The following is a 13892-nucleotide window of genomic DNA, read 5'->3' as shown; positions in this document are numbered from 1 at the left end:
GAAGAAATAAATAATCCCGACAGATAGATCTGATATATAAATATTTTTTGCAGCAGGTAAAACTGAGAAAGCAAGGAGTGCTCCGATAAAAACAATTATAGGAGCAATATTAAATATAGTTTTATCTGCTTGTTCAGGAACAATATCTTCTTTTAATAAAAGTTTTAAAACATCGGCAACTGGCTGTAAAAATCCATGGGGTCTTCCAACATAGTAGGGTCCTACTCTTGTATGAATTCTTGCAGCAAACTTTCTTTCAAACCATGTTACATAAAGCACAATTGTTAATGCAACTAAAATATAAATTATTGTTATTAAAATTATATTTCCCATTTTTTACCTCCTATCTATCTACATCACCAAAAACTGGATCAAGGGAACCAAGTATTGCAACGACATCAGCTACAAGATGATCTTTTAAAAGGTAGGGTAAAACTGAAAGGTTTGAAAATGAAGGTGCTCTTATTTTTACTCTATAAGCTGTAGCTTTTCCATCAGAATAAATATAATAACCAAGTTCACCCCTTGGAGATTCAATAGCTCTATATACTTCTCCAGGGGGTGTTTTTACAGCAACCTTTACCTTAACAGGCATCTGAGAAGCAATGGGACCCTCAGGTAGTCCCTCTAAAACCTGTCTTATTATTTTTATTGACTGTCTCATCTCTTCAATTCTGACCCTGAATCTATCAAAGACATCACCATTATTAAAAACAGGAATTTCAAAATCAAATTTATCATAAGAAGAGTAAGGGTGAACTTTTCTTAGGTCATATTTTACACCGGAACCTCTGAGTACAGGTCCTGAACAACCATATTCCATTGCAATTTCTTTTGGCAATATCCCTACTCCCTTTGTTCTGTCAAGAAAAACTGGATTATTTATAAGCATATCTTCATATTCATCAATTCTTTTCTCAAGTAAATCAAGGGTTTCCTTAATATCCTTATCCATACCAGGATAAACATCGTATCTAACACCTCCAAATTGCATAAGATGGGGATGGAGTCTTGAACCTGTCATTCTTTCAAAAATATCAAGCACCTTTTCCCTTTCCCTGAAACAGAATAAAAATACTGATGTTCCTCCACCTAAGGCGCCACCCAGATCAAGACAGAATGTTCCGAGCCATACAAGGTGGGATGCAATTCTTGAAAGCTCAGAAAACATTACTCTTATGTATTGAGCCCTTTCTGGAACCTCTATATTGGCAAGAGATTCAACAGCAAGAACAAATCCAAATTCATTTGTTGTTGCAGAAAGATAATCATTTCTATCAAGCATGGGTAAAAATTGGACATAGGTATAAGTTTCCCCAAGTTTTTCAACCCCCCTGTGCAAATATCCAATGTCAGGTTTTGCCTCAACAATTTTTTCTCCTGAAAGTTTTAAAATAATCCTTAACACCCCGTGTGTTGAGGGGTGTTGAGGACCCATGTTTAAAACTATTTCCTCTTCAGGTTCAAAGGTTTTAATTTTTTCTTCCATTTAAAATTCCCTCCTTAAAACTTCTCTTTTTCTGTAATCATACTTTTCAGGTGCTTTATTTATTGGGTAATCCTTTCTTAAAGGATGACCTTCCCAGTCAGTAGGTAAAACTATTCTTCTCAAATCAGGATGATTTTCAAATTCTATTCCAAATAAATCGTAAATCTCTCTTTCCATCCAGTCAGCACCTTTATAGTATTTATACGCCGAAGGAATTTTTTCCTTTTCCGACATTTTTGTTTTTAAAAGTAAAATTTCAGGTTCTTCTAAATTTCTAACACAATAAATAATTTCAAATTCTTTCCTTTCTGGAAAATGGCAGGCTGTAATGAAGGAAAGGTAAGGAAAGTTTTCTTTAACTTTTTCTATTACATGGAAAAATTCCTTTTTTTCAAAAATTAAAATTCCATCTTTTGTTTCCTCAAGGTTAAGTTCTCTTTTTATTAATTCCTTTTTCATTTTTTTGCTCCTTTTGTAATTAATTCCTGTAATTTTCTTATTCCTTCAATCAGACCTTCAGGTGTTGGAGGACAACCCGGAACATAAACATCAACCGGAATAACTCTATCAACACCTGGAACAACCGAATAAACATTTCTATAAAAATCACCAGCTATTGCACAGGAACCCATAGCAATAACCCACTTAGGGTTAGGCATCTGAGAATAGAGTCTTTTGATTCTCTCAGCCATTTTACAGGATACAGTTCCGGAGACAATCATAACATCTGATTGTCTTGGGGATGCTCTTGTAATAACCCCGAATCTTTCAAGGTCATATCTTGAAGCATAGGTTGCCATCATTTCAATGGCACAGCAAGCAAGTCCAAAAGTAATTGGCCATAGGCTCGATTTTCTTGACCAGGCAAAAAGTTTCTTTGTGGTGGTTAGAATAAGAGAGCCACCTGGAAACCTTTCAGCATAATTAAAAAGTTTATTAAATAAAGGAGAGTAATAAACTTCTTCAGGACTTATTTTCAAAACTTTTTCCATAATATCCTCCTTAAAAAGTTTTTTATTCCCATTTAAGTGCGCCCTTTTTAATTGCCCAAATCCATCCCAAAAGCAAAATAAATACAAATAAAAAAATTTCGATAAATCCGGTTAAATATAATTCCTTTACCTTAGTTGCCCAGGGGAATATGAATAAAACTTCGATTTCAAAAACTAAAAAGGTAATAACCAAAAGATAATATCTTACAGGATATCTGGACCAGGCTTCTCCTATTGGAATTTCACCTGATTCGTAAGGAATATTTTTTTCTGGCTCTTTATATTTAGGAGCAAGTATTTTAGGTAAAGAAACCATTAGAATTGCTAAAATTATTGAAATTATTAAAACTGTTATTATTCCTGTATAAGGGCTCATTTCTATGAATGGGAAATAGGGGATTGGAACCCGCCTCCAAAACTAATGGTTTTAAATTTTATTAAAAATATTTAGAGCCTTTCAAATATTTATAATATTTTTTGACCTTTACCAACTATCTGGTTGAAAGCGATCTGGAAGTAATTTGTTTTATCTCTTATTTCTTTTGGGACCTTTTCACAGTAATATTTCCATGATTCCATAATTTCCTTTTTGAATTCTTCTTTTAGATTTCCATTTTTTAGAGCTTTTTCCCATCTATCCCTATAGTAGTTTATTATATCCCTTGCAAGAATTTTTGCAAGTCTTATAGCCCTTTCATGAAGTTTTCTTTCTTCAGGAGGAACATCAGGTGGAATTTCAAGGGTGAGAGATTCTTTTTTTTCTTCTTTTATTTCCTTTTTTTGAATCTCTTTTTTTTCAAATTCTTTGAGTTCTTCTTTTTCCAAAATTTCTTCAGGTATTTTAAAAATAAATACAGTTTGACATTTTGGACATCGAATTTTCGAGCCTGGTTTAATTTTTTCAGTACTTACTTTATATTTAGTTTCACATCCAGGACATTTTACAATAAATACTGGCATTTTTTGATTATAATCAAAACTATTGTTAAAAAACAAAGTGTGATTTAAATCACTTGACAAAATTTATAACCTGATATATAATTAACCGAAAGGTTCAATTCCTATTAAAAAAAAGAAACTATGAAAAAGCTATTTATAAGTACTCTAATAATAACAGCCTTTATATTGGGCTGTAAGAAGAAGGAAACTACCAAGCCTCCTCCACCACCAACTCCGCCTTCCTCATCACCTCATGTTCCAAAGCCCAAATTCAGCCCATCAATTACTATAATTGACACTTCAAAGTCACCTAATAATGCAGACCAGTATGTTACGATGGCAGCTGATATTTCAAATAGTACAATAGGAATATTAAATAATATGGATGATTCTTTAAGTTTTGATTTTAAAAATCCTCCCATAGGTCCTATGCAAACTTTTGGTGTAGAAGATAGGTTTGTTTTTACCTGGGATACTTTAGGTCTTCAATTTAAGCTTGTAATAGTCAAAAATCAAGGAGCGATAATAGAAACCCTTTATGTTAATGGTACACCTCAGGGAGGGTCATTTACTCTTAAAAATTATATTCTTGTTGATCTCGCCTTTAACTATAATATTGTGGGTAGTGACACTTTTGGAGAAGGAACATTTAATTTCTATATGAACAGGGATACTCTGGATACAAGCTGGGATAATTCTGACCCGTGCTATAATCTTTTTTATAACTTCTTTGTTTCCGGTGATTCTGTATACTGTCTTATAGCAATTGATACCCTTCATTTAAAAGGAAAACCGCATGACCCTGATTTTATAATATGGGAACTTTTCGGAGCAAAGAAAAGCACCTTTGTTCATGCCGGAATTTCTTTTTATAACTACTGGTTTTTATTTCATGTAAAGGATTACTTTGATAACTCAATATGGGACGAGGTTGATTATGTGTATAATCCAGATTATGGTCCCCCTCCAATCAAAATGAAGATTGGTTTCCCCCATAATCCTTATGAAGTTATTTCAAAAATAAATAGGATTATCAAAACTTCAAAATCTATGATAAAAAGATTTAAACCCATGTATGATTATACAGGTTTTAATTATGGTCTTAGATTTGAAATAAATCCACAGTATTCTACAGGTGCTGATACAGCAAATGTTTTCTGGGATGGGGGTCAGGATCAAAACTATCCTTTATATCCAGATGGTCCTTTCACTGTTCCACCTTTCGATGTAGGAATTAGCTGGTAAAAAGATTATATTAAAATATAAAATCTAAGGGGGGGCTTTCAAGTTCCCCCCTTTCCCTTTAAATTTTTAAAGAATTATAAAATAGTTATGTTTTATAATTATATATGCCTATTAGTTTATGTCCGGAATGTGGGACAAGGATTCAGGAAGTTTTTCTTTTCTGCCCTATATGTGGTAAAAAATTAAGGGGTGAAGAAAAGAAAGAAGCTGAAAAGCGCTGGATTACAGTAATTTTTACTGATATTAAGGGGTTTACTTCTCTTTCAGAAGCTCTTGACCCAGAGGAAGTTCACAGAATGGTTGATTATATTTTTAAAGAATTAACCGATATAATTGAAAAAAGAGGGGGTTATGTGGATAAGTATATCGGTGATGCTATAATGGCTTTATTTGGAGCCCCTAAATCCTATGGTGATGATGCAGAAAGGGCTATTTATTCAGCTCTTGAAATGCAGGAAGTTTTAAAAAAGAATGGTATACTTGCAAGGATCGGGATAAACTCAGGTTTCGTTCTTGCTGGTAAAATAGGTAAAGGAAGAGAAGGTGATTATACTGCTATTGGAGATACTGTGAATACTGCTCAAAGAATAGAATCAGTTTGCGAACCTGGTAAAATATGGGTTTCTGAAAACGTTTATAGAGAATTGAGAGATAAATTTGATTTTAAACCTTTGGGTTTATTTGAACTAAAGGGTAAGAAAGAGAAAGTCAAACTTTTTGAGGTTACATCACCAAGAAAGCATGAAGAGGAAGAGTTTTCTTTTTATAATAGAGAAAAAGAGCTTTCACTCCTTGATTTTATATATCAGGATCTGGATAAGGGTCCATTTTTTGTTCTAATTACAGGAGAAGCAGGAGTTGGAAAGACAAGATTAATAAGGGAATTTATTAAAAGAAAAAAAATAAATTCAATAACTTTATTCCCGAGTCCCTTTTCAAAAGAATTTCTTTCAGAATGGCAGGTTTTATTTCAGCATGCTCAGAAATATTTTACTACTATTGCCGATTCTGTTTATTATATAAGGGAACTTATTAAAGAAAAAGGTTTTGAAGAAGCAAAAACTTCATTAATATATCTTTTGAGAAGAATCCTTGAGAAGGTTTCAGAAGAATTTAAAGTAATTGTTATTGAAAAACTTGGATTCTGGGATGAATTATCAAGAAGAGTAATTTCTGAATTAATTTTAGAAATTGAAAAATTACCTATTATATTTTTGATAACTGAGAGGAAAAGGGAAATTAATTTGCCACAGAATGAAAAACTCATTAAAATTGACCTTTACCCTTTAGAGGAGAAAGAATTTGAGGGTTTTCTTGAACAAGTTTTTACCCAAAAGGTGAAAAATAAAAATATTTTTTATTCAAGAACAAGGGGTAATTTTTCCTTTTTTAAAACTTTATTAAATTCTTTGGAGGAGGAAGAGATAGTTAAAAGAAAAAATGGGAAATGGGAAATTATAAAAGAAATAAAAGAAGTGGATTTTCCCTTAAGTTTTTTAAATTTACTTCAGGCATGGATTGATTCCCTTTCAGAACCAGCGAAAACCCTTCTTGAAATAGTTACATTTGTGGGAGATGAAATTCCACTTAATGTTTTAAAAAGTATATATGAAAAAAAAGAAAGACTTATGTTTGAGATAGTTCTTGATGAAGCTATAAAAAAAGGTGTAATAAAAGAATCAGAAAATAGAAAAAATATTTTCAGAATTTCATTCCCTGAAATAAGAGAAATAGTAGAAGAAAGAAGCCTAAAAGAAGAGAAGATGGAATATAATAAACTTATCGCAGATACTTTAAGCGAGATTGATCTTGAGAATAATTTTTCACATCTAATTTTTAAACATTATCTCAAATCAGGAAATTTAGAAAAAGCCAAACTTTATCTTGAAAAAGCTATGGAAAAGAGTTTTGAAAATTATAATACTACTGAATTTGAGAATTATCTTGAAGAATATAAAAATCTTTCAGAGGAGGATGAGTATCTTTATTACTACCTAAAAATTTTAAGTCTTAAGAAAAAGTCAGAAGAAATTTTAAGGGAATTTAATAAAATAAAATCAGAAAAGTTTAAAATTAAAGCTTTTACTTTAAAAAGCGGAGCTTTAGTTGAATTAGGAAGACATGAAGAAAATATTAAAGAAATCGAAAAAATAGTTGAAGGTATCAAGGATAAAATAATAAAAAATGAACTTTTACTGAATCTGGCAGTTTCTTATTTTTATCTTGGAGATTTGAATAAAGCTCTAAATATTTATTTAAAAGTTTTATCTGAAATAAATTTTATAAGAGATAAAATTTTACTTAAAGTTTTAAATGCTTTAGCAATTATTTTTAACCGGTTTGGAAACAAGGATATGGCTTTTAATTGTTATGAAATTGCAATAAAAAAAGCCGCGGAATTTAAGGATAAAAATCAAATAGCTACAATTTACCTTAATCTCGGTTATGATTATCTTAATCTGAAAGGTGATTATGAGAAAGCAGAAGAATGTTTCAATAAGTCACTTAGAATAAGAGAAAGTTTGAAAGATCCGATTGGAATTGCAGGCGTATATCAGGGATTTGCTTATTTGTTTATGGTTAGAGGTAATATGGAGAAATCTCTTCAATTCTATATTAAAGCAAGGGAAGTATTTCTTGAAATCAAGAAAATGAGGGATCTTTATGTTACTGAACAAAATATAGCAAATATTTTAGCAAATAAGTGTCTGTTTAGAGAAGCCGAAAAATATTATCTTATTTCCCTTGAGAGAATGGAAAAGACCTTAAACCCCTATGATATTGTGCTCGGTAAACTTAATTATTCAACAATGCTTTTGAGCCTTAAAAAATTGAAAGAATCAAGGCAATTGTTAGAAGAAGCACTTTTAATTTCAGAAAAAATAAATTATGGTCTTGCTATAAGTTATATCTATTCTAATCTTGCAATAATAAAATTTGTAAATAAAGAGAAGAATTACGAAGAATTTATGGAAAAGGCTATTTTCTATGCAAAAGGAATTATAGTTCATGAGGAACACATAACACTCAGAAAGGCAAGATTACTTTATTTTATGGGTAAATATGAAGATTTTAAAAAATTACTTTTAGAACTTGAAGGAAGAATTAAAAATTTACAGGATTTAAAACTAAAACTTGAAGTTATGATTCTAAAAACCTTTCTTTTAAAAGAAGAAGAAAAAGAAATGCATCTTTTATCCCTTCTTAAAGATACAAGAGAAACCGGAAATGACAGAATTTTACTTAAGATCCTTTATCTCCTTAAAGATATAAGAAAAGGGACAGAGTCTCTTTACTATAATTTTTTAAACAAAGTTTCCATAAATTTAAGTGAGGAGGAAAAGGAAGGTCTTATTGAAATGTTACTTTTAATATGAAGGAAGCTTTCCTTTCTCTCGGTTCAAACAAAGGAGATAAATTGAAAAATATTCTTTTTTCTCTTTTTGAAATAAAAAAATATTTTAAGATAAAGGATTTCTCATCTATTTACTTAACTGAACCATGGGGAAATGCAGAAGGTGGAAATTTTATTAATATGGTTATAAGAGGTTATACAGAATTATCCCCTTATGAACTTTTAATAAAAAATCAGGAGATTGAAAAAAAATTTGGAAGAATAAGAAAAAGAAAATATGAAGCACGAACACTTGACATTGATATACTTTTTTATGAAAAATTAATAATGAAAAATGATAAACTTATAATCCCCCATCCCCTTTTACATAAAAGAAATTTTATTTTGATTCCCTTTTCTGAAATTGCTCCTTTTTTTATTCATCCTGTTTTCAATAAGAAAATAAAAGAATTTATCAAAAATAAAAAGGGAGTTTATAAAATTATTGATAAAAATTCAATAAAAGGGGTAATTGACTATGGAAATAATAAAATCAATTAAGGAAATGCAGAAAAAATCAGAAGAATTAAGAAAAAATGGTAAAATAATAGGTTTTGTTCCAACAATGGGAGCTCTACATGAAGGGCATCTTGAACTTATGAGACAAGTAAGAAGAAAATGTGATGTTCTTGTTGTTTCAATTTTTGTTAATCCAATACAGTTTGGACCAAAAGAAGATTATAGGGAATATCCAAGAGTATTTGAAAAGGATAGAAATTTATGTGAAAAAGAAGGAGTTGATATAATATTTTATCCTGAAGAAAGGGAAATGTATCCTGAAGGTTTTTCTACATATGTTGAAGTTGAGAAACTTACTGAAGCTCTTTGTGGCAGGTATAGACCTGGTCATTTCAGGGGTGTTACTACAGTTGTTACAAAACTTTTTAATATAGTAAAACCCCATATAGCAGCCTTTGGATGGAAAGATGCACAGCAATTAATTGTTATAAAAAAAATGGTAGAAGACTTAAATATGGATATAGAAATATTACCTGTTGAAACTGTTAGAGAAAAAGATGGACTTGCGATGAGTTCAAGAAATATTTATTTAACCCCTGAGGAAAGAAAAGAATCACCTATTATTTATAAATCTCTTTTACTTGCAAAAAAATTAATAGAGGAAGGAGAAAGGGATCCTGAAAAAGTTATAAAAGAAATGGAAAAATTTATTAAAGAGAATTCAAGGTTAATAAAAATACAGTATATTGAGATTGTAGATATAAAAAATCTATCGCCAGTTAAGGAAATAAATGGTGAAATTCTTATTGGAATAGCCTGTTTCCTTGGAAGGGCAAGATTAATAGATAATATAAGGATTAAAGTTGATTAATTTAAAAAGAAAACCATTTATATTTTTAATTTCAGGTCCCTCAGGAACTGGAAAAACTACAATTGTAAGAAGGTTAATGGAAAAATTCGGAAATGAACTTAAGTATTCAGTATCCTATACTACACGAGAAAAGAGGGAGGGAGAAATTGAGGGTGTGGATTATTATTATATAACAGAAGAGGAATTTAAAAAAAAGATTGAAAAAGGTGAAATGATAGAATGGACTTTTGCTTATGGTAATTATTACGGAACACCCAAAGAGCCTGTTCTTAAATGGCTCAAAGAAGGTTTTTATGTTTTATTTGATATGGATTCAAAAGGTCTTTTTAATTTAAAAAAACATTTTGATGATGTTGTATCTATATTTCTTTTTCCACCCTCATGGGAAGAGTTAGAAAAAAGATTAAGTAAAAGACACCCAAAAGAAAAAGAACTTGTAATAAAAAGATTGATGGAGGCTAAGGAAGAAAGCAAAATGTGGAAATTTTTTGATTATGTTCTTGTAAATAGTGATATAGATTATACAATTAAAATAGTTGAAAAAATTTATCAAGCAGAAAAATTTAAATCAAGGTTAACGGATTTAATTTTTGAGGAGAAAATATGATTGAAAGGTACAAAATAAAAGAAATTGAAGAAATATGGAGTGAAGAAAATAAACTGAAATTATGGCTTAAAATTGAGATCCTTACAATAGAAGGATTTGAGAAAAATGGGATTTTGCCAAAGGGTATATCAGATAGAATTAAAAAGAAAAATATTATAATAACACCCTTAGAGGTTAAAGAGAGAGAAAAAATAACAAATCATGATGTTGCTGCTTTTGTCGATGTTCTTGAAAAAAAAGTAGGTGAAGATATAGCACCTTTTGTTCATTTTGGTTTAACCTCTTCGGATCTTATTGATACTACAATTGCCATTCAGATGAGGGATACATTAAAAATTGTTTTGAATAGACTAAAAATTTTAGAAAAAATTCTTGAAAATAAGATAAGGGAAAACAAGGGAATTTTAATAGCAGGTAGAACACATGGAATGTTTGCCGAGCCAATGACTCTTACTCACAAGTTTCTTTCTTATCTTTCAGAGGCGAAGAGAAATGAAAAAAGATTAAAGGAAATAATTAAGGAAGTTTCCTTTGGAAAAATTTCTGGATCAGTTGGAAATTATCTTCATGTTCCACCTGAAGTTGAATTTTATGTTTTAAAAAAACTTAATTTAAAACCAGAACCAGTTTCTACACAGATAGTTCCAAGGGATAGGCATGTTCTATTCCTTTTCGGTCTTGTTCTAATAGGTAATTTTCTTGAAAGGTTGGCAACTGAGATAAGGCTTCTTTCAAGAACAGAAGTTCGTGAATTAAGTGAGCCTTTTAGTGAGGGTCAGAAGGGTTCATCAAGTATGCCCCACAAGAAAAATCCAGTTATTTCAGAGAGAATATGTGGTCTTGCAAGGCTTTTAAGGGGTTATCTTATTTCTATTCTTGAAAACACTAATTTATGGCACGAAAGGGATATATCCCACTCTTCTACTGAAAGAATTGTTTTACCAGATGCTTCTCATTTAATAGTTTATATGCTTGAAAAGATGATTTATATTTTAGAAAACCTGATAATTAATAAAGAAAAAATAAAAGAAAATTTCAAAAAATATGAAAAAGAACTTTTTTCTCAGGAATTTCTCTATTTTCTATTAAAAAAAGGTAAAAAACGTTCTGAGGCTTATGAACATGTTCAGAAAAAAATATTTGAAGGGAAAATTCCAGTGGATGAGGAAGATTTTGAAAAATTAAAAGAAGAAGTTTATAATAAACTCATAGAAATAGAAAAAAAAATGATTAATAGGTTATTATGATTGATGTATTTCTAAAGGATAATGTGTATTTAGTTTTAAGTTTTTTTCTTGCTTTTATTATTATCCTTATGATTGTAATCTTTGAGTTGAGAGGAAGATTAAGGGAAAGAAACAAAAAGATAAAAGAATACGAAAGGAGATTGAAGGGATTAAGGGAAACACATGAATTTATGGTTAAAGAACTTACAGTAAGAATTGATGAACTTAATGTTATGTTTTCAAAAAGAAAAAGAATAACTCAAGCTGTTATTAATCTGGCAAGAGCTTTGAGTGAACTCAGAGAGGAGGAGGAGATTATATATCTCGTTCTTGAGCAAACAAAAAATATATTAAATGTTACAGATGTTTATTATTTTATTCCACAGGACGAAGGTTTAAAATATGTGCTCTTTGAGCACAGGACAGTAAGTGATAGAGGAACTTTAAAGAGAGGTGAACTTGTTTATAATTTAGGAGAAGGTCCAATAGGTTATGTTGCAAAAAAAAGGTATATAATGGATAAAGATACCATGTTTCAGGATGCCCTTGTTGATGGGTTACCTGAAACTTATCTTGCTGATCCCTTTGGAATGGATTATGAGATAATTTCACCTCTTACCTACCAGGCAACAAATTTTGGAGTTATTGCTGTTTCAGGAATAAAAGAGGAAAAGATAGAGGGGGTCTCATATAAGGAAACAAAAGAGGAGGCATTAAGAACCTCCATGGAAGCCCTTCAAATGATTTCTGAACTTGCTTCTCTTGCTCTAAACTCAGCTATCCTCCTTGAGAAGATTCAGACAATGGCTGATACTGATGGTTTAACTGGAATTTATAACAAAAGATATTTTATGGAAAGGCTCTCAAGAGAGCTTTTAAAGGCGAAGCAGGATGGTTATAAGGTGGGTATTTTTATGCTTGATATAGACTTTTTCAAAAAATATAATGATACAAATGGACATCCTATGGGTGATAAGCTTTTAAGAAGTATTGCAAGGATTTTGAAAAAAACAGCAGAGGCTGTTAATGGAATACCTGCAAGATACGGAGGTGAGGAATTTGTTGTTCTTTTGCCTGGAAGGAATAAGTTTGAAACAATGACCTATGGTGATCAAGTAAGAAAAATAATTGAAAAAACAAGATTTCCGAAGGAAGAAAAACAACCGGGTGGTAAACTAACAATATCAGGTGGTGTGGCTGTTTTTCCTGATGATGCCCAAGATGAGAAGACTTTAATTGATAAAGCAGATAAAGCTCTTTATAAGGCTAAAGAAAGCGGTAAAAACAGGGTATTGGCAGCTGGTTGAAATAATTTTTTTTATTCTGGGTTTGTGTTTTGGAAGTTTTGCAAATGTAGTTATATATAGAGTACCCAGAAATCTCTCAATAGTTTATCCTTTTTCTTTTTGTCCTTTATGTAAAAATAAAATAAAATTCTATGATAATATTCCTTTAATAAGTTTTCTCTTATTAAAGGGAAAATGCAGATTCTGTGGAGAAAAAATAAGTTTTATTTACCCTTTTGTAGAATTTTTAACAGGAGTTTTATTTCTTTTATCCTATCTTAAATTTAAATTTTCTCCTTTAATGTTTGAAATGATATTCCTTAACTATTTTTTAATGATAATGGCTTTTATAGATTATGAAACTGGGTATATATACGATGTTTTACTTTTCCCTTCCCTTTATACAGGTTTTATTATTTCTTTCTTTAATAATCATTTGATTTCTTCAATTTTCTATGCCTTTTTTGCCTTTTTCTTTGGTCTTTTTTTAAGGTTAATTTTTGGAAGAATTTTTAAAAAAGAAGCACTTGGTGAGGGAGATCCCTATGTATTTGCTTTAATTGCAATATATATAAGAGGATTTGATCTATTTTTTGTTTTTTTCCTTTCTTTTTTAATAGGTTCTATTTTAGGTTTTATTTTAATTTTAAGAAAAAAAGAAAAATACTTACCTCTTTTACCCTTTCTCTTTACCGGTACCTTTCTTTACTATATAATCTATCCTTTTCCAAATAAAATACTCCTTAAATTTTTTTATCTATAAATGGAAGACAGGTTCAAAAGGATAAAGAAAATCTATGACTATGTTAATTTTATTTTTTCTTTTGGAATAGACCATTTTTCAAGGTGGTATTTATCAAGAAAAGTAAAAGGGATTATATGTGATATAGGAACAGGTAAAGGTGAGCTTGCTTTATATTTAAGTAAAAGAAAGAGGGTAAAAAAGATTTTTGCTATTGATATATCTAAGGATATGCTTGAAAATAGAAAATTAAAGGAAAAAATATTTTATTTAAGAGCAAATGCTTTCTTTTTGCCCTTTAAGGAAAAAAAGTTTGATTTTGTAGTAAATAGTTTTGTTTTAAGAAATGTAGGAATAAATATGGCTTTTTTTAATGAAATTAAAAGGGTTTTGAAAGATGGCGGAAATATATATATTCTTGATATGACAAGACCACTTTTCCCTTATTCTTTAATTTTTATACCCTATATTTATATTTTTACAAAATTTCTTTCAATTTTTTATCCAGAATATAATTTTTTAAGGGAAAGTATTTTATCCTTCAAAGCAAGAGATTTTGTAAAAAAATTTGAAATTAGAGAGTCTATTAACATATTCGGTACAATTTTCTATTTATTTAGGGTTTAATTTATAATAATTATA

Annotated in this window: 15 protein-coding genes; 9 read left to right on the top strand and 6 right to left on the bottom strand. The window is 30.1% G+C overall.

Annotated elements, in window-relative coordinates:
- The 6 genes from ABIN73_08735 to ABIN73_08710 all read right to left on the bottom strand — a co-directional run.
- On the bottom strand, positions 1–333 hold a 333-nt coding region (locus tag ABIN73_08735; protein ID MEO0269809.1), incomplete at its 3' end, for a complex I subunit 1 family protein.
- A 10-nt stretch (positions 334–343) separates the two neighbouring features.
- Positions 344–1489 carry an NADH-quinone oxidoreductase subunit D gene (locus ABIN73_08730; GenBank protein ID MEO0269808.1) on the bottom strand — a complete coding sequence of 382 codons (1146 nt, stop codon included), beginning with the start codon at positions 1487–1489 and terminating at the stop codon, positions 344–346.
- Positions 1490–1948 carry an NADH-quinone oxidoreductase subunit C gene (locus ABIN73_08725; protein ID MEO0269807.1) on the bottom strand — a complete coding sequence of 153 codons (459 nt, stop codon included), beginning with the start codon at positions 1946–1948 and terminating at the stop codon, positions 1490–1492.
- Entirely contained in the window at positions 1945–2481 is a 537-nt protein-coding gene (locus tag ABIN73_08720; GenBank protein ID MEO0269806.1) for an NADH-quinone oxidoreductase subunit B family protein, read from the bottom strand. Before ABIN73_08720 ends, ABIN73_08725 begins: the two co-directional genes overlap by 4 nt.
- A gap of 22 nt (positions 2482–2503) precedes the next feature.
- A complete protein-coding gene (locus ABIN73_08715) occupies positions 2504–2857 on the bottom strand; it encodes an NADH-quinone oxidoreductase subunit A (GenBank protein MEO0269805.1) in 354 nt (117 codons plus the stop codon).
- An 89-nt stretch (positions 2858–2946) separates the two neighbouring features.
- Entirely contained in the window at positions 2947–3441 is a 495-nt protein-coding gene (locus tag ABIN73_08710) for a zinc-ribbon domain-containing protein (GenBank protein ID MEO0269804.1), read from the bottom strand.
- Between the two features lie 120 nt (positions 3442–3561).
- Between ABIN73_08710 and ABIN73_08705 the strand changes: the two genes are divergently transcribed.
- From ABIN73_08705 to ABIN73_08665, 9 genes are all read left to right on the top strand, one after another.
- Positions 3562–4665, top strand: a complete 1104-nt coding sequence (locus ABIN73_08705; GenBank protein ID MEO0269803.1) for a hypothetical protein — start codon at positions 3562–3564, stop codon at positions 4663–4665.
- Between the two features lie 104 nt (positions 4666–4769).
- On the top strand, positions 4770–8042 hold the full coding sequence (locus tag ABIN73_08700) for an adenylate/guanylate cyclase domain-containing protein (protein ID MEO0269802.1): 3273 nt from the start codon (positions 4770–4772) through the stop codon (positions 8040–8042).
- Positions 8039–8560, top strand: coding sequence for a 2-amino-4-hydroxy-6-hydroxymethyldihydropteridine diphosphokinase (folK, locus tag ABIN73_08695; protein ID MEO0269801.1), 522 nt, complete (start codon positions 8039–8041; stop codon positions 8558–8560). Before ABIN73_08700 ends, folK begins: the two co-directional genes overlap by 4 nt.
- Entirely contained in the window at positions 8538–9389 is an 852-nt protein-coding gene (gene panC / locus ABIN73_08690; protein MEO0269800.1) for a pantoate--beta-alanine ligase, read from the top strand. Before folK ends, panC begins: the two co-directional genes overlap by 23 nt.
- Positions 9382–9996 (top strand): guanylate kinase, encoded by a 615-nt coding sequence (gene gmk, locus ABIN73_08685; protein MEO0269799.1) that lies wholly within the window; start codon positions 9382–9384, stop codon positions 9994–9996. The genes panC and gmk overlap by 8 nt, the downstream gene beginning before the upstream one ends.
- On the top strand, positions 9993–11243 hold the full coding sequence (gene purB, locus ABIN73_08680) for an adenylosuccinate lyase (protein ID MEO0269798.1): 1251 nt from the start codon (positions 9993–9995) through the stop codon (positions 11241–11243). Before gmk ends, purB begins: the two co-directional genes overlap by 4 nt.
- Positions 11240–12529, top strand: a complete 1290-nt coding sequence (locus ABIN73_08675; GenBank protein MEO0269797.1) for a sensor domain-containing diguanylate cyclase — start codon at positions 11240–11242, stop codon at positions 12527–12529. Before purB ends, ABIN73_08675 begins: the two co-directional genes overlap by 4 nt.
- A complete protein-coding gene (locus ABIN73_08670) occupies positions 12459–13271 on the top strand; it encodes a prepilin peptidase (GenBank protein MEO0269796.1) in 813 nt (270 codons plus the stop codon). The genes ABIN73_08675 and ABIN73_08670 overlap by 71 nt, the downstream gene beginning before the upstream one ends.
- Entirely contained in the window at positions 13272–13877 is a 606-nt protein-coding gene (locus ABIN73_08665) for a class I SAM-dependent methyltransferase (protein MEO0269795.1), read from the top strand. It begins immediately after the preceding gene.
- The last annotated feature ends 15 nt before the right edge of the window (positions 13878–13892 follow it).

Source organism: candidate division WOR-3 bacterium, assembly GCA_039804025.1.
In the GTDB taxonomy this organism is placed as follows: Bacteria; Hydrothermota; Hydrothermia; order Hydrothermales; family JAJRUZ01; genus JBCNVI01.
This window is presented reverse-complemented; position numbering and strand designations above follow the sequence as displayed.